The sequence below is a fragment of the Pseudomonas sp. S2_A10 genome, assembly GCF_054668465.1.
Map to the genome: position 1 here is coordinate 5,924,435 of NZ_CP162773.1, position 16,335 is coordinate 5,940,769.

A 16,335-nucleotide genomic window follows, 5' to 3' on the forward strand; every position below is an offset into this window, starting at 1 on the left:
CGAAGTCCTTATGCCGCCGCCCCTGAGCAAACCGCTGGCCCCGTCGTGGGTCAGCCGATTCAAAGAACAGAGTCTGGAGCGCGGCCGCCGCTACGCTTTGGAGAATCGAGTGCGCATCGCCCAGGTCGGCGATGCGACCATCACCGCCAGTTGCGAAGGTTCTGGCGGTAGCGTTTACCGGCAGACCATCCATCTGCGCGAGTCAGCCAAAGCGACGCTGTTGCTGGTCGACGCCACCTGCACCTGTCCGGTGCGCAGCAACTGCAAACACTGCGCGGCGGTGCTGCTGAAAATCCAGGAAACCCTCGATTACCCCGCCGCCGCTAAAGATGCCGAGCTGCTGGAGAAGCTCCAGGCCGTGCTGGAAAACCGCAGCCCGAAAGCGCCACCGCAAGTGCTGGTGGACAACGTGCAGCCGGTGCCGCGCCTGTGGCTGGCGAGCGTCGAATTCAGCGCCTTCGAGCCGCGCAACGGCAAGATGCAGCGCTACATTCAGCATCGCGCGGCACTGTCGTTCAGCTATCTGGACGAATACGTCAGCGGGCAAAAACACAGCGATATCCTGATCCGTCAGGAAGCCCAGACCCTGCGAATAAAACGTCACCCGGACGTCGAACAGTCCTACCGCGAACAGTTACGCATCCTCGGTTTCCGCATCGCCACAAGGCAGAGCAAAGCCCTGCCGGAAAGCGCCGGCGAACTCTACGAGATGGTCAACGACAGCGCCTGGCTGACCTTCACCCTGAATGACTTGCCGAAATTGCGCAGCCAGGGCTGGGAGTTGCAGATTGATGAGGAATTCGGTTTCGACCTGACCGCCGTCGACGACTGGTACGCCACCGTCGAACAGGCGCCGGAGCGCGACTGGTTCGATCTGGAACTGGGCATCATCGTCAACGGCGAGCGCCTGAGCCTGCTGCCGATTCTGCTGAATCTGATGCGCTCGCACACCGAGATCCTCAACCCGGAACGCCTCGCCCGCCGTCGCGATGACGAGCTGATTCTGGTGAACATTCCGCAACGCACCAGCGAGCATGGGCCGTTGCAAGTGGCGCTGCCGCTCGGTCGCTTGAAGCCGGTATTGATGACGCTGGGCGAGTTCTATTTGCAGGAGCCGGGCGAAACCACCCTGCGCATGAGCAAGGCTGACGCCACCCGGCTCAATTCGCTGGAAGGCCTGCCGCTGTTGTGGGAAGGCGGCGAGCAGATGCGCACCTTCGCCCAGCGCCTGCGCGACATCCGCGATTTCACGGCCGAAGCGCCGCAAGGTCTGAATGCAACGCTGCGCCCGTATCAGCTCGAAGGTTTGAGCTGGATGCAATCGCTGCGGCAACTGGAGGTCGGCGGGATTCTTGCGGATGACATGGGCCTGGGCAAAACCCTACAGACCCTGGCGCATATTCTCAGCGAAAAGAACGCCGGACGCCTCGATCGTCCGTGCATGGTGGTGATGCCGACCAGCCTGATTCCGAACTGGCTCGACGAGGCGGCGCACTTCACCCCGCAACTGAAAGTCCTCGCACTGTATGGCGCCACGCGCAAGAAACACTTCGACAATCTGGCCGACTTCGACCTGATCCTCACCACTTACGCCCTGTTGCCCAAGGACCTCGAGCGCCTGGCCAAACAGCCGCTGCACGTGCTGGTGCTGGACGAAGCGCAATACATCAAGAACCCCAACAGCAAAGCCGCCCAGGCCGCCCGCGAGCTGAACGCGCGCCAGCGCCTGTGCCTCAGCGGCACGCCGCTGGAAAACCACTTGGGCGAGCTGTGGTCGCTGTTCCACTTCCTGCTGCCGGGCTGGCTTGGCGACGTGAAAAGCTTCAATGCCGATTACCGTGTGCCGATCGAAAAGCGCGGCAGTGAAGTCAGACTGCAGCACCTCAACGGTCGGATAAAACCGTTTCTGCTGCGCCGCACCAAAGAGCAGGTCGCCACTGAGCTGCCGCCGAAAACCGAGATCATCCATTGGGTCGAACTCAACGAAGCGCAGCGTGATGTGTACGAGACCATGCGCTTGGCGATGGACAAGAAGGTCCGTGACGAGATCACCCGCAAAGGCGTGGCGCGCAGCCAGATCATCATCCTCGAAGCACTGCTCAAGCTGCGCCAGGTCTGCTGCGATCTGCGCCTGGTCAACGACGCAACCCTGCCCCCGCGCGGCAGCACCTCGGGCAAGCTCGACAGCCTGATGGAAATGCTTGAGGAACTGTTCGAAGAAGGCCGGCGGATTCTGCTGTTCTCGCAATTCACTTCGATGCTGACATTGATCGAAGATGAGTTGAAAAAACGCAAGATCGCCTACGCCCTGCTCACCGGCCAGACCCGTGACCGGCGCACACCGGTGAAGGAATTCCAGAGCGGCACGCGGCAGATTTTTCTGATCAGCCTGAAGGCCGGTGGCGTCGGCTTGAACCTGACCGAAGCCGATACGGTGATTCACTACGACCCGTGGTGGAACCCGGCAACCGAGAATCAGGCGACTGACCGCGCGTATCGAATCGGCCAGGAAAAACCGGTGTTCGTCTACAAGATGATTGCCCGGGGCACGGTGGAAGAGAAGATTCAGCACCTGCAGAAGGAAAAGTCCGACCTGGCAGCGGGCGTGCTCGATGGGCGCAAGGCCGGGGACTGGAAATTGCAGAGCGATGATATTGAAGCGCTGTTTGCGCCGTTGCCGGACAAGATCGACAAGCGCTGAAAGCGGCGTTGCTAGTTAGATAGCTTTTCGCGAGCAGGCTCGCTCCCACAATTAATCCAGATTCGCTCGAGATCCAATGTGGGAGCGAGCCTGCTCGCGAATGGCCCCACCGCGATTCAAACCCTTCAATCTCCGGAAACCGGCAAAGGCGCAAACAACGCCTCGATATCACTCTGTTCCAGTTTGAATCCCCCCGTCGTGCCACCCTCAAGCACCGCCCCGGCCAGCGCAGCCTTCTCCTGCTGCAACGCCTGGATCTTTTCTTCCACGGTGCCTTTGGCAATCAACTTGTAGACGAACACCGGATTGTTCTGCCCGATCCGGTACGCCCGATCAGTCGCCTGATTCTCCACCGCCGGGTTCCACCACGGGTCGAAGTGAATCACCGTGTCTGCCGCCGTCAGGTTCAGACCGGTACCGCCGGCCTTGAGGCTGATCAGAAACAACGGCACCTTGCCGCCCTGGAAATCCTTGACTGGCGTGCGCCGATCGGTGGTGTCACCGGTCAGCAACGAGTAGGCAAGCCCGCGTTGCTGCAATTCCTGCTCGATCAGCGCCAGCATCGAGGTGAATTGGGAAAACAGCAGAATGCGCCGCCCTTCACCGAGCAATTCTTCGAGCATCTCCATCAGGCTGATCAGCTTGCCGCTGCCCGAGCGCAACGCCTTCGCCGTGAGCGGCATATTGACCAGGCGCAGATCGCAGCAGACCTGGCGCAGCTTGAGCAGCGCATCGAGGATGATGATCTGACTGCGCGCCACGCCGCTGCGGGCGATTTCGTCGCGGACCTTTTTGTCCATCGCCACGCGCACCGTCTCATAGACGTCGCGCTGACCATCGCTGAGTTCGACCCAGTGGATGATCTCGGTTTTCGGCGGCAACTCGGTGGCGACCTGATCCTTCTTGCGCCGCAGCAAAAACGGCTTGATGCGTGCGGTCAGGTGCTGCATGCGCTGCACATTGCCGTGCTTCTCGATCGGCGTGCGGTAATCGCGGTTAAAGGATTTGCTGTCGCCGAGCCAGCCGGGCATGAGGAAATGGAACTGCGACCACAGCTCGCCGAGGTGGTTTTCCAGTGGCGTACCGCTCAGACACAGGCGCTGACGGGCCTGCAAGTCACGCGCGGCCTGGGCGGCTTTGCTCAGCGGGTTCTTGATGTTCTGCGCTTCGTCGAGAATCAGCACGCTCCACGGCTGCGGCTGCAAGATCTCCAGATCCCTGGGCAGCAATGCGTAGGTGGTCAGCACCAAGTCGTATTCGCCCAGATTGGCAAAGTCCTTCTGCCGCCCGGTGCCGTGCAGCGCCAGGACTTTCAACTGCGGCGTGAAGCGCTCGGCCTCGTCGAGCCAGTTGGGAATCAGGCTGGTCGGCATCACCGCCAGTGCCGGACAATCCAGGCGCCCGGCGTGTTTTTCCGTGAGCAGATGCGCCAGGGTCTGCAGGGTTTTGCCCAGGCCCATGTCATCGCCCAGAATGCCGCCGACTTCCAGCTCGCGCAGGGTCTGCATCCAGTTCAAGCCTTCGAGCTGATACGGGCGCAGTTGCGCGTTGAGGCCGGCAGGCGCAGCAACCTGGGCGTGACTGGAATTCTGCAGACGCTTGGCAAAAGTGCGCAGGCGTTCGCCGCCCTGCCAGTCCAGCGGTACGCCATCGAGCATACTCAGGCGTGCGGCGTCTGGAGCGGTCAAGCGCAGCGCATCGCCCTGGTGTCCGCCCAGATACAGCTCGCCCAGCGTCGCCATCAACGGTTTGACCCGACTCAGCGGCAACGCGACCTTGGCGCCGGCCGGGTCGCCAAAACCGCTGGGCTTGAGCTCGATCAGGAGTTTTTCATCATCGTTGCGCTGCGCCAGATTGACCGGGTCGAGCAAGCGCGGCTGGGTCCGCAACAGGTGCAGAAGGATCGGCAGCAAGCTGTAGCGCTCGCCGTTGACGACGATACCCAACTGCAGATCAAACCACTGATGCGCGGCCTCTTCTTCGACCTCGGCGTACCACTGTTCAACCGGTTGTACATCGAAATGGAAACCGGGACTGATCTCGATTTTCCAATCTGCGGCGCGCAGCGTGGCCAGCCCTTCGTGCATGAACCCGAGCCAGGCGGAATCATCCGGCAAGGTAAACATCTCGCCGGGACGATCCATTGCACTCTTGCGCGTGGCTTTCTTGAAGCCATGTTTTTGCAGGTTCTGGCGCAGCTTCTTTTCCAGCGCAGGTTGACGCTGAATGCGCTGGGTTTCGCTGCCGTTGAGGATCATCACTTCCGGGTTGCGATCCACCGCCGGATGACCGTTGTAGGTAAACAGCAGAGCGGCGCGGTGCTCCAGCACATATTCCCAGCGCGAGCGTTCTCGGCCGCTGACCAGGGTCAGTTGCGGCTGCGGCAGCACGTCATCGATGACTCGCTCGGTGAGCTTGTGCGGTGGCGCAATTTGGGTCGCCGCGCTCATGCGATGGCTGAACTGCATGGCCTGACGCGCCGGAACGTCTGGCGCCAGGGTCAGATGGCAGGCGAGCTTTTCTTCCAGCTCAGTGAACAGCGGGCCAACCTGGCGCTGCTCGCGATCAAGATAATAAAGCGGCTCCAGCGCCAGCACGGTTTCCTGCGCGGCTTCGGCACTGCTCCATTGCGCGCGGAATCCGCCATCGGCCTGCTCAGCCCAAGAGAACTGACCCACGCGTTTCGCCCCCGGTGTCAGCGCTCGCAGGTCTTCGAAATCGAGGAACAGCCGCGAGGTGCGCAGGAGCATTTCCAGCAGTTCGGCGCCACTGCTGCCTTCCAGCGGATAGCCGCTGTAGTAGGCGTGATGGGAATGCATGGCGACCAACAGCCGGGCGATGCGCAGATCCAGCTCGGACAGGTAGCCGGGCTGGCGCATGAGCATTTCCGCGAGCGAGTACATCGGTTTGACCTCGCGTAACTCGCCGCTCTTGAGCTGGTAGACCTTGAAGATATCGAGCAGCCACTTGCCGTTCGCAGACGTCGATTTGAGCTTGTAAAACAGACGCGTGCCTGCGGTTTGCGCACTTTCGTCAGCAGGCTTGGCCGGCACGGGAATTGTCGAAAGCCAATGCTCGAGCGCTCGCCCCAACGGGATCTGTGCATCATTGTCAGACGCATCCTCACCCGTGCCCAGCAGGTGATAGATCACCGCCGCGCTGTGCTTACAGTCGATTGCAACAGGACAGCTGCACAGGCAACGCAGGTTTACCGACCCCAGCCGATCTTCGGACAGATAAATGCTTTGCTCATACGCCTGAAGTTGCGAACCGACGCAGAACGCCTCGATCTTCCTGTCATCGATCTCGAGGATCTCTACCCGGTCATCGGCGGCATAAGCGCGGGCCTTGGCCAACGCCTTGCTACTGAATGCGTGGGTCCATGTCAGCCCTTTAAGCCGCTCGATGAAAATGCTCATGGACAGTCCTTAGCTGGCCAGCACTCGCGCCAACGTTGATTTCACCTTGCCCATGCCATCGTGCAGGGCCTGCTCGATTTCGGCCATGGTGATCACTTCGGTGGTCTTGCCAGCTGCAGGATTCACCACCAGCGCCAGACAGGCGTAATCCAGATCCAGCTCACGCGCCAGCGCGGCTTCCGGCATGCCGGTCATGCCGACGATGTCGCAGCCGTCACGCTCCAGTCGCACGATCTCGGCGACCGTTTCCAGACGCGGACCCTGGGTGCAGGCGTACACGCCTTGATCGCTGTATTCGCAGCCTTCGGCGGCGACTGCGGCAATCAATTGCTGACGCAACGGCTCGCTGTAGGGAAAGCTGAAATCGATGTGGGTGACGTGCTCCAGATCATCGGCGAAATAGGTGTGTTCGCGCCCGCTGGTGTAGTCGACGATCTGGTGCGGCACGCAGAAATGCCCGGTGCCCATGGCGGGATGAATACCGCCCACCGCGTTAACGGCGATGATCGCTTCGGCACCCGCCTGCTTCAACGCCCACAGGTTGGCGCGGTAGTTGACCTTGTGCGGCGGGAAACGATGCGGGTGACCGTGACGGGCGAGAAACAACACTTCCTTGCCGGCGTACTCACCAATCTGCACCTCGGCCGAAGGCGCGCCGTACGGGGTGTCGACTGCCAGCGACTGGCGAATGCTCAGGCCTTCGAGCTGAGTCAGCCCAGTGCCGCCGATGATTGCGTAAACGGTCATAACGAAAAAATCCTTAATCGATCAGTTGAGCGTCTTTGAGCGCGCCGAGGGCGGTGAGCCAACGCGGGTCCTGACGATAATCGGTGCTGGCGAAGGCCTGACCGCGCATCCTGGCGATGCGAGCAGAAGGCTTGACCTTCATGCGCTGCGCGGCACTCAACGCCAGCTCGGCTGCCGCGCGGTCGTTGCATACCAGGCCCATATCGCAACCGGCACTCAGCGCGGCTTCGATGCGGCTGGCAGCGTCGCCGACCACGTGAGCGCCGGCCATCGACAGATCATCGCTGAAGATCACGCCATCGAACTGCAACTCGCCGCGCAGGATGTCCTGCAGCCAGCGTCGGGAGAAACCGGCCGGCTGCGAGTCGACTTGCGGATAGATGACGTGGGCCGGCATGACGGCGGCCAGTTGTTTGCTGAGTTTGGCGAAGGGCACCAGATCATTGGCGCGGATCACGTCGAGACTGCGCTCGTCGTTCGGGATCGCCACATGGGAGTCGGCTTCGGCCCAGCCGTGGCCTGGGAAATGTTTGCCGGTGGCGGCCATGCCGGCGCTGTTCATACCGCGAATGAATGCACCGGCGAGCAAGGCAGCGCGCTCGGGATCCCCTTCGAAGGAACGGGTGCCCACCACGGCACTGCGCTGATAGTCCAGATCCAGCACCGGGGCGAAACTCAGGTCGAGCCCGACCGCCAACACTTCGGTGGCCATGATCCAGCCGCATTGCTCGGCGAGATACTCTGCATTCGGGTTATCGGCGATGGCGCGCATCGCTGGCAGACGGACGAAACCCTGACGCAAGCGCTGCACACGCCCGCCCTCTTGATCCACCGCCAGCAGCAGATCCGGACGAATCGCGCGGATCGCGGCGCTCAGTTCGCGCACCTGGCGTGGATGCTCGATATTGCGGGCGAAAATGATCAGGCCGCCCACTTCGGGCTGACGCAACAATTGGCGATCTTCGGCCGTCAGCCAGGTACCGGCGACGTCCACCATCAACGAGCCTTGCAGGCCAGCAGTCATAGAGATTCCTTGAAAACAAAAAACCCGATCTGCTTGCATTCGCTACCGTGGGCATTGCCCGGACGGTCAGCAGAATTCATGCAGATCGGGTTCAGTACGAGAGTCGGCATGGCCGGCTAGCTTAGCGGATACCAGCTACCGCGCCCACCCGTGCGCGGTCAAACCTTGGCGGCGACCGGTATGGATTTGCTGCGCGGACGCAATTGCGCGCTGGCCATGGCTGTATCGGTGACGCCGGTTTCGGCGCGCATGCCGGCAGCGAGGAACGGCACCATCAGGCGCATCACTTGTTCGATGGAGGTATTCACGCCGAAATCGGTCTCGGCAATCGCGCGCAAGGCCTTGATCCCGGACATGCTGAACGCTGCGGCGCCGAGCATGAAGTGCACGCGCCAGAACAGCTCGATCGGTGGAATGCGTGGCGCCGCTTCATTGACCAGCAGCATGTAGCGGCGGAACACTTTGCCATACATGTCTTCCAGATAACGTCGCAAGTGGCCCTGGCTCTGGCTGAACGCGAGGCCGAGCAAACGCATGAAGATCGACAGATCGTTACCGCTGCGAGGCTGCACGACGAGCGCTTGCTCGACGAGGATTTCCAGCAGCTCTTCGAGGGTCGGCTTGTTCTCAGGCTTGGCCTGACGGCGCTCCAGCTCTTTATCGAGGCTGACGCAGAACGGACCGAGGAAGCGCGAGAACACGGCCTGGATCAGCGCCTTTTTCGAGCCGAAGTGATAATTCACCGCAGCCAGATTGACGCCAGCCTTGCTGGTGATCAAACGCAATGAGGTTTCAGCGAATCCTTTCTCCGCGAACAACTGCTCGGCAGCATCAAGAATGCGTTCAACGGTTTCCGACTGGGCCATGGCTACTCCGCCTGACAAACACTTGTTTGAAACATACGTTTCAGCCTAAGCCTTGTCAAGCCTGCCGGTTCGTTTTGGGAATGGTCGGTCAGCTATTTAACCACACAAGGCGCCAGCATTAATAAGCGCCCTTCGCGACCGCTCGGCGGGCGGCAAAAAAACGCCCATTGCCAAGACTGCTTCACTGTATATAATCCCAGTCACTGTATAAAAAGACAGAGCGATCAATATGCTAAAGCTGACGCCACGCCAAGCCGAGATTCTGGCCTTCATCAAACGTTGCCTCGAAGACAACGGCTATCCGCCCACCCGTGCGGAAATCGCTCAGGAATTGGGTTTCAAATCGCCCAACGCGGCGGAAGAACATCTCAAGGCCCTGGCCCGCAAAGGCGCGATCGAGATGACCCCGGGCGCTTCCCGCGGCATTCGTATTCCCGGCTTCGAAGCCAAGGCCGACGACTCCACCCTGCCGATCATTGGCCGAGTGGCTGCCGGCGCGCCGATCCTCGCCCAGCAGCACATCGAAGAATCCTGCAACATCAACCCGACCTTCTTCCATCCTCGCGCCGACTACCTGTTGCGTGTGCACGGCATGAGCATGAAGGATATCGGCATCTTCGACGGCGACCTGCTGGCAGTGCATACCACCCGCGAAGCGCGTAACGGCCAGGTTGTGGTTGCGCGTATCGGCGACGAAGTGACGGTCAAACGCTTCAAGCGTGAAGGCAGCAAAGTCTGGCTGATTGCCGAGAACCCCGAGTTTGCCCCTATCGAAGTCGACCTGAAAGATCAGGAACTGGTGATCGAAGGCTTGAGTGTCGGCGTCATTCGCCGCTAAAGGAGGCTCCATGCAGTTCCCACACACACCTCAGCAAACACAACTGCCTTTATTTGAAGCGTTTCTGGCGCAACCGATTGCGCCGATCCTCAAAGACGTGGTCGAGCGTGACTGGAATGCCAAACCTGACGCCTTCAGTGAGCTATCACTGCGTGGTGCGGCCGGGAACTGCCTGAACCTGCTAGCGCCGATCCTCCGTGAATTGAGCGAGGATCAGGATGCGCGCTGGCTGACGCTGATCGCCCCACCCGCCAGCCTGACGCAAACCTGGCTGCGCGATGCCGGCCTGAACCGCGAACGCATCCTGCTGCTGCAACCGCGTGGCACGCAGAGTGCTCAGCAACTGGCGTGCGAAGCGTTGCGACTGGGTCGCAGCCACACCGTGGTGACCTGGCTAAACCCGTTGAATGCCAATTCACGGCAACAACTGATCAGCGCCGCGCGCACGGGCGAAGCTCAGAGCCTGAACATTCGTTTGGGTTGATTGTTGAGTAATGCGCGCTGTGTGAAGCGCAGGGCTTCTCCAAGGACAGAGAAGCCGATCTGAAGCGCAAGCGACCGAGAAAAGGCCAAAGCGTGGATCAATGAAGAACCCGCGGCCCTTCTTCCTTATCAAACTCGCCTTCAACCATACGACCTGCCATCTGCACGCCGACGCTCAACATCGCTTTGGCAATTTCAACGTGCTGGCCTTGCAGGAACGCCTTGGCATCCTCGGAGAAATCCAGCGTCACCAGAGAACCTTCGTCCTCGGCCCTGCGCAGTTCGATTCGGCCGTCTGGTAACTCGACAATTTCTAGAAAGGACGTTGGCATATAAGTCTGTTCTCCACGAAAGGCAGCGATTATATAGACATCATTCGAGCTTCGCTCGGGATCTTGACCAGCAGCATGTTTCAGATTGCCACTGCGCCAAATCCAATCAGCACTCATTCAAACCTTCACGGAAACGCAGGGCCAGACCTTTAAGGTTCTGCCGCCAGCTCTCCAGCTCGTCTCGACTGAGCTCTTCCGGCGCCTCTTCTTCATCAAGATTAATCGCTTGGATCAGCGGCTGCGTCACGTCGCCTTTCGGCTTGCGTGGCGCCCTCGGTGGCTGAAACAGTGCTGCGTGCGCCGCCAGCAGTTTCGCCAGCCAGGTTTCCGGATTACCGGCCAGCTCGACCATTTCGGCCAACTCCGGAATGGCGATCGACTCCAGCACTTCGCGCTTCAACAACTCCTCTGCCCTCGGCGAATTGGCCTGCGGCAGACGATAAAAGCCGGCGATCTCATGACACAAGCCCAGCAGTGCGCCGTAGAGGTGGAACAACGCCGACTCACGCCCGGCCTGGATCAGCGCCAGAGAATTCATCGCCCGCCCTTCTTCAGCACGAGCCAGAGCTTCGAGTGACAGGCCGGCGAAATAGATCTTCTGGTTGGTGCGGGTATAGAGTTCGTGGGCCATGACGGCAGCCTCCACAACGAAATAATTGCTTCACACAGGCCCGGCAGTGTCATGGATCAGCCGATGCCAGCGCAAGCAAAAAACAAAAAGGCCGCATGAAAACCCGAAGGGTTCATGCGGCCTTTTTGCTGTTCAGACTAGCGCTTACTCAGCCTTGGCCTTTGCGCTGCGCTTGTCTTCAACAGTCCACTTGCCACCGTCGTAATACGCTTTCCAGCCTGTCGGCTTGCCGTCGACTTCGGTCTGTACGTATTGCTCCTTGGTCTTGCGGCTGTAGCGGATGACCGCTGGCAGACCGTCAGGATCCTTTTGCGGAGCCTCGCACAGGAAGTGGTACTTCGGATCGATCTCGTCCTTGTGCGGCAGAATCTCGATCACCAGCGGAGCGCGAGTCTCGCGGTTTTTCGGGAACTGACTGGCGGCCAGGAACAGACCGGACGCACCATCGCGCAGGATGTACGTGTCGTTGACCTTTTCGCATTTCAGCTCAGGCATCTTCACCGGATCCATCTTCGGCGGCGCCGCGTCACCGCTCTTCAGCAACTTGCGGGTGTTCTTGCACTCAGGGTTGGTGCAACCGAAGAACTTGCCGAAACGGCCGGTCTTGAGCTGCATTTCGCTGCCGCACTTGTCGCATTCCAGGCTCGGACCTTCATAGCCCTTGATGCGATAGCTGCCTTCTTCAATTTCGTAACCGGCGCAATCCGGGTTGTTGCCGCAGATATGCAATTTGCGCTTCTCGTCCAGCAGGTAGGCGTCCATCGCCGTACTGCAGATCGGGCAGCGATGCTTGCCACGCAGGACCAGCGATTCCGATTCGCCCTCGTCGTCCGCGGCAATTTCATCGCCTGGCACCAGGTTGACGGTGGCCTTGCAGCGCTCTTTCGGCGGCAGGCTGTAGCCCGAGCAGCCGAGGAACACGCCAGTCGATGCGGTACGAATCTGCATCGGACGACCGCACGTGGTGCACGGAATGTCAGTCATGACCGGCTGGTTGGCGCGCATGCCGCTGTCCGGGTTTTCCGCGACTTCGAGTTTCTTCTTGAAGTCGCCGTAAAACTCGTCCAGCACATTTTTCCAGTCGCGTTCGCCCTGCGCCACGTCATCGAGGTTCTCTTCCATGCCCGCGGTGAAGCCGTAGTCCATGAGATTGGAGAAGCTCTCGGACAGACGTTCGGTGACGATGTCACCCATCTTTTCCGAGTAGAAACGACGGTTGTGCAGGGTCACATAACCGCGATCCTGAATGGTCGAAATGATCGCAGCGTAAGTCGAAGGACGACCGATGCCGCGTTTTTCCATCTCCTTGACCAGACTGGCTTCGGAATAACGCGCCGGTGGCTTGGTGAAATGCTGCGACGGGTCAAGCTTGATCAGCTTCATCACATCGCCCTGGGCCATGTCCGGCAGCACGTCATCATCGCCAGGCTTGGCAATCTGCGGCATCACGCGGGTGTAACCGTCGAACTTCAGGATACGGCCCTTGGCACGCAGCTCGAAGTCGCCAGCGCCGACGCTGACGGTGGTCGACAGGTATTGCGCCGGCAGCATCTGGCAGGCGAGAAACTGGCGCCAGATCAGCTCGTACAGACGCTCGGCATCACGCTCCATACCCGCCAGCTTGCTCGGTGTGGTGTTGGCGTCGGACGGACGAATCGCTTCGTGAGCCTCTTGCGCGCCTTCCTTGCTGCTGTAAACGTTCGGCGTTTCCGGCAGGTACTTCTTGCCGAATTCGTCTTCGATGTAGGTGCGCGCCATCGCCACGGCGTCGGCCGAGAGATTGGTCGAGTCGGTACGCATGTAAGTGATGTAGCCGGCTTCGTACAGACGCTGGGCCATCATCATGGTTTTCTTCACGCCGAAACCGAGGCGGTTGCTCGCAGCCTGCTGCAAGGTCGACGTGATGAACGGCGCCGACGGCTTGCTGCTGGTCGGTTTGTCTTCGCGCTTGACGATGCTGTAGCTGGAAGACTTGAGCTTCTCCAGCGCAGCCATGGCCTGGGCTTCGTTCAGCGGCTTGAAGGCTTCGCCTTTTTCGCGAGCCACTTCGAAACGCACGGTCGAGCCTTTGGTGGTGCCGAGATCAGCGTGCACTTCCCAGTATTCTTCGGGATTGAACGCACGGATTTCACGCTCACGCTCGACTACCAGCTTCACCGCAACCGATTGCACGCGACCGGCGGACAGACCACGGGCGATCTTGGCCCACAGCAGCGGCGAGACCATGTAGCCGACGACGCGGTCGAGGAAGCGACGCGCCTGCTGGGCGTTGACACGATCAATGTCCAGCTCGCCCGGCTCGGAGAAGGCTTCCTGGATCGCCTTCTTGGTGATTTCGTTGAACACCACGCGCTTGTAACGGCTGTCGTCACCACCGATGGCTTCGCGCAGGTGCCAGGCAATGGCTTCCCCCTCGCGATCCAAGTCGGTTGCGAGATAGATGGTGTCAGCATCCTTGGCGAGCCGGCGCAGCTCTTCGATGACCTTTTCTTTGCCCGGGAGGATCTCGTACTGGGCTTTCCAGCCGTGTTCGGGATCGACGCCCATGCGCGAGACCAGCTGCTTGCGCGCTTTCTCTTTCGGCGAGAGCACCGGACCTTCGCCCGCAGCAGCCTTGCCGCGCTTGGCGGCTGGCTCTTTGCTGGCGCTAGCCGAACCGCTGGTGGGCAGGTCTCGGATATGGCCGATACTCGACTTCACCACGTATTGGTTACCCAGATACTTGTTGATGGTCTTGGCCTTAGCCGGGGATTCCACAATGACCAGCGATTTGCCCATGGATCAGAAAATTCCTGAATTCTAGAAGTGAAAGGCGGTTGGCGCCTGACGCGGCACCGCTATATATAGTTGATACAAGGTGAGGTCAAGCGCAGGGTTGTCTGCGCAGTCGCCTCATGCCTTGTCAAAAAGGCTCGGTTCGGCTTGCACCAAAGCAAAGCGCGGCACCTGCTCGCCGTCAACCTCGACCGACTCGACGAACATGCTCAGCGGGCGCACCCAAAAGCCGTAATCGCCATACAGGGCTTGGTAAAAGACCACTTCTTCTTCGGTTTCGGAATGCCGCGCAACACTGAATACACGGTATTGCGGACCTTTGTAATGTTGGTAGAGCCCAGGTTGTATCGGCATGCTTCGGCCCTCACTGAAATCTTTTCAAAAATAAATAAAAAACCCAAAAACAAAAACCGGGGCACTGGGCCCCGGCTTCCATCGACGAGACGCTTAAACGCGTTCGAAGACGGTGGAGATGCCTTGGCCGAGACCAATGCACATAGTGGCCACCCCGAAGGTGCCGCTATTCTGCTTCATCACGTTCAGCAGGGTGCCGGAAATACGCGCACCGGAGCAACCGAACGGGTGACCCAGGGCGATCGCGCCGCCGTGCAGGTTAACCTTCTCGTTCATCTTGTCGAGCACTTTCAGATCTTTCAGCACTGGCAGAGCCTGTGCGGCGAAAGCTTCGTTGAGCTCGAAGAAGTCGACATCGTTGATGCCAAGGCCTGCGCGCTTCAGGGCTTTTTGTGTTGCCGGCACTGGACCATAGCCCATGATTGCCGGATCCACACCTGCCACTGCCATCGAACGGATCACCGCCATAGGCTGGATACCCAGGTCCTGGGCACGCTGCGCCGACATCACGATCATGCACGAAGCACCATCGGTGATCTGCGACGAAGTACCGGCAGTCACGGTGCCGCCTTTCGGATTGAAGGCCGGCTTGAGTGCCGCCAGACTTTCCAGGGTGGTTTCCGGACGAATGGTTTCGTCGTAGTCGTACAGTTTCAGGAAACCGTTCTCGTCGTAACCCTGCATCGGGATGATTTCGTCCTTGAACTTGCCTTCCACGGTTGCCTTGTGGGCCAACTGGTGGGAACGCACGCCAAAGGCATCCTGCTGCTCACGAGTGATGCCGTGCATCTTGCCGAGCATTTCAGCGGTCAGGCCCATCATGCCCGAGGCTTTTGCCGCGTACAGCGACATGTGCGGGTTCGGATCGACACCGTGCATCATGCTCACGTGGCCCATGTGCTCGACGCCGCCGACCACGAACACGTCACCGTTGCCGGTCATGATCGCTTGCGCAGCAGTGTGCAGCGCGCTCATCGACGAACCGCACAGACGGCTGACGGTCTGGCCGGCCGAAGTGTGCGGAATCTGGGTCATCAGCGACGCCATGCGCGCGATGTTCCAGCCCTGCTCCAGGGTCTGGTTGACGCAGCCCCAGATCACGTCCTCGACTTCCGCCGGGTCGACCTTGCTGTTGCGTTCCAGCAGTTTGCTGATCAGGTGCGCCGACATGTCTTCAGCGCGGGTGTTGCGGTGCATGCCGCCCTTGGAGCGGCCCATCGGAGTACGACCGAAGTCGACAATCACGACGTCTCTAGGATTCAAGCTCATAAGTTCACTCTCACTCTAGTTGGGGGCGCTTAACCGAAGAAGCTCTGGCCGTTCTTGGCCATTTCGCGCAGCTTCGCGGTCGGGTGGTACAGCGCGCCCAAATCAGCGTACTGGTCAGCCAGGGCAACGAACTCGGCAACACCGATCGAATCGATGTAGCGCAGCGCACCGCCACGGAATGGAGGGAAACCGATACCGTAGACCAGACCCATGTCGGCTTCGGCGGCGGTTTCAACGATGCCGTCTTCCAGGCAGCGCACGGTTTCCAGGCACAGCGGGATCATCATCCAGTTGATGATGTCTTCGTCAGTGACTTCGCGCTGCTCGTAAACGATCGGCTTGAGCACTTCGAGTACCGACGGATCGGCGACTTTCTTCTGCTTGCCTTTCTTGTCGGCCTCGTAGGCGTAGAAGCCCTTGCCGTTCTTCTGGCCCAGGCGTTTGGCTTCGTACAGCACGTCGATGGCCGAACGACGGTCATCCTTCATGCGGTCCGGGAAACCTTCAGCCATGACGTCGCGGCCGTGGTGACCGGTGTCGATGCCGACCACGTCCATCAGGTAAGCCGGGCCCATTGGCCAGCCGAATTTTTCCATGACCTTGTCGATACGCACAAAGTCGACACCGGCGCTGACCAGCTTGGCAAAACCGCCGAAGTACGGGAACAGCACGCGGTTGACCAAAAAGCCCGGGCAGTCATTGACGACGATCGGGTTCTTGCCCATTTTCTTCGCGTAGGCAACTGTGGTGGCGATGGCCAGTTCGCTGGACTTCTCGCCACGGATCACTTCCACCAGCGGCATCATGTGCACCGGGTTGAAGAAGTGCATGCCGACGAAGTTTTCCGGACGCTTGAGGGCCTTGGCCAGCAGGCTGATTGAAATGGTCGAGGTGTT

General features: G+C 60.0%; 13 protein-coding genes. 3 read left to right on the plus strand and 10 right to left on the minus strand.

Annotated features, from left to right (window positions below; translation table 11 throughout):
- Positions 1–10 precede the first annotated feature (10 nt).
- The gene (locus AB4N41_RS26780; RefSeq protein WP_252876656.1) at positions 11–2,701 is read left to right on the plus strand and encodes a DEAD/DEAH box helicase; all 2,691 of its coding nucleotides are present in this window, start codon (positions 11–13) and stop codon (positions 2,699–2,701) included.
- A 125-nt stretch (positions 2,702–2,826) separates the two neighbouring features.
- Here the strand turns inward: AB4N41_RS26780 and AB4N41_RS26785 are convergent, their stop codons facing one another.
- The 4 genes from AB4N41_RS26785 to AB4N41_RS26800 all read right to left on the minus strand — a co-directional run bounded on the left by AB4N41_RS26785 (position 2,827) and on the right by AB4N41_RS26800 (position 8,757).
- On the minus strand, positions 2,827–6,120 hold the full coding sequence (locus AB4N41_RS26785) for a DEAD/DEAH box helicase (protein ID WP_252876657.1): 3,294 nt from the start codon (positions 6,118–6,120) through the stop codon (positions 2,827–2,829).
- A gap of 9 nt (positions 6,121–6,129) precedes the next feature.
- Complete coding sequence (locus AB4N41_RS26790) at positions 6,130–6,867, minus strand: S-methyl-5'-thioinosine phosphorylase (protein WP_016775487.1); 738 nt, start codon at positions 6,865–6,867, stop codon at positions 6,130–6,132.
- A gap of 13 nt (positions 6,868–6,880) precedes the next feature.
- Positions 6,881–7,891 carry a beta-N-acetylhexosaminidase gene (gene nagZ / locus AB4N41_RS26795; protein ID WP_252876658.1) on the minus strand — a complete coding sequence of 337 codons (1,011 nt, stop codon included), beginning with the start codon at positions 7,889–7,891 and terminating at the stop codon, positions 6,881–6,883.
- A 158-nt stretch (positions 7,892–8,049) separates the two neighbouring features.
- Entirely contained in the window at positions 8,050–8,757 is a 708-nt protein-coding gene (locus AB4N41_RS26800; RefSeq protein WP_056791523.1) for a TetR/AcrR family transcriptional regulator, read from the minus strand.
- A 229-nt stretch (positions 8,758–8,986) separates the two neighbouring features.
- Between AB4N41_RS26800 and lexA the strand changes: the two genes are divergently transcribed.
- Together lexA and sulA are read left to right on the plus strand one after the other, a co-directional pair.
- Positions 8,987–9,595: a transcriptional repressor LexA gene (lexA, locus tag AB4N41_RS26805; protein WP_016775490.1), complete on the plus strand. Its 609-nt coding sequence runs from the start codon at positions 8,987–8,989 to the stop codon at positions 9,593–9,595.
- A 10-nt stretch (positions 9,596–9,605) separates the two neighbouring features.
- Complete coding sequence (sulA, locus tag AB4N41_RS26810) at positions 9,606–10,079, plus strand: SOS-induced cell division inhibitor SulA (RefSeq protein ID WP_041477346.1); 474 nt, start codon at positions 9,606–9,608, stop codon at positions 10,077–10,079.
- Between the two features lie 97 nt (positions 10,080–10,176).
- On the opposite strand, the gene AB4N41_RS26815 is transcribed toward sulA, so the two are convergent.
- The 6 genes from AB4N41_RS26815 to AB4N41_RS26840 all read right to left on the minus strand — a co-directional run.
- On the minus strand, positions 10,177–10,410 hold the full coding sequence (locus AB4N41_RS26815) for a hypothetical protein (protein ID WP_003226592.1): 234 nt from the start codon (positions 10,408–10,410) through the stop codon (positions 10,177–10,179).
- Positions 10,411–10,516: 106 nt separating this feature from the next.
- Positions 10,517–11,041 carry a DUF6586 family protein gene (locus AB4N41_RS26820; protein ID WP_041477347.1) on the minus strand — a complete coding sequence of 175 codons (525 nt, stop codon included), beginning with the start codon at positions 11,039–11,041 and terminating at the stop codon, positions 10,517–10,519.
- Between the two features lie 144 nt (positions 11,042–11,185).
- Positions 11,186–13,819 (minus strand): type I DNA topoisomerase, encoded by a 2,634-nt coding sequence (gene topA, locus AB4N41_RS26825; protein ID WP_041477349.1) that lies wholly within the window; start codon positions 13,817–13,819, stop codon positions 11,186–11,188.
- 114 nt (positions 13,820–13,933) lie between these two features.
- Positions 13,934–14,170 (minus strand): DUF1653 domain-containing protein, encoded by a 237-nt coding sequence (locus AB4N41_RS26830; protein ID WP_016775494.1) that lies wholly within the window; start codon positions 14,168–14,170, stop codon positions 13,934–13,936.
- Positions 14,171–14,263: 93 nt separating this feature from the next.
- On the minus strand, positions 14,264–15,439 hold the full coding sequence (fadA, locus tag AB4N41_RS26835; RefSeq protein ID WP_252876659.1) for an acetyl-CoA C-acyltransferase FadA: 1,176 nt from the start codon (positions 15,437–15,439) through the stop codon (positions 14,264–14,266).
- A 29-nt stretch (positions 15,440–15,468) separates the two neighbouring features.
- Positions 15,469–16,335 (minus strand): 3-hydroxyacyl-CoA dehydrogenase family protein (locus AB4N41_RS26840; protein ID WP_460138304.1); only part of this gene is annotated, 867 nt, incomplete at its 5' end.

Coding starts and splice junctions, on each gene's coding strand:
- AB4N41_RS26780 (WP_252876656.1), top strand. CDS start 11: ATGCCGCCGCCCCTGAGCAAACCGCTGGCCCCGTCGTGGGTCAGCCGA.
- AB4N41_RS26800 (WP_056791523.1), bottom strand. CDS start 8,757: ATGGCCCAGTCGGAAACCGTTGAACGCATTCTTGATGCTGCCGAGCAG.
- AB4N41_RS26785 (WP_252876657.1), bottom strand. CDS start 6,120: ATGAGCATTTTCATCGAGCGGCTTAAAGGGCTGACATGGACCCACGCA.
- AB4N41_RS26830 (WP_016775494.1), bottom strand. CDS start 14,170: ATGCCGATACAACCTGGGCTCTACCAACATTACAAAGGTCCGCAATAC.
- AB4N41_RS26820 (WP_041477347.1), bottom strand. CDS start 11,041: ATGGCCCACGAACTCTATACCCGCACCAACCAGAAGATCTATTTCGCC.
- AB4N41_RS26790 (WP_016775487.1), bottom strand. CDS start 6,867: ATGACCGTTTACGCAATCATCGGCGGCACTGGGCTGACTCAGCTCGAA.
- AB4N41_RS26815 (WP_003226592.1), bottom strand. CDS start 10,410: ATGCCAACGTCCTTTCTAGAAATTGTCGAGTTACCAGACGGCCGAATC.
- sulA (WP_041477346.1), top strand. CDS start 9,606: ATGCAGTTCCCACACACACCTCAGCAAACACAACTGCCTTTATTTGAA.
- topA (WP_041477349.1), bottom strand. CDS start 13,819: ATGGGCAAATCGCTGGTCATTGTGGAATCCCCGGCTAAGGCCAAGACC.
- lexA (WP_016775490.1), top strand. CDS start 8,987: ATGCTAAAGCTGACGCCACGCCAAGCCGAGATTCTGGCCTTCATCAAA.
- nagZ (WP_252876658.1), bottom strand. CDS start 7,891: ATGACTGCTGGCCTGCAAGGCTCGTTGATGGTGGACGTCGCCGGTACC.
- fadA (WP_252876659.1), bottom strand. CDS start 15,439: ATGAGCTTGAATCCTAGAGACGTCGTGATTGTCGACTTCGGTCGTACT.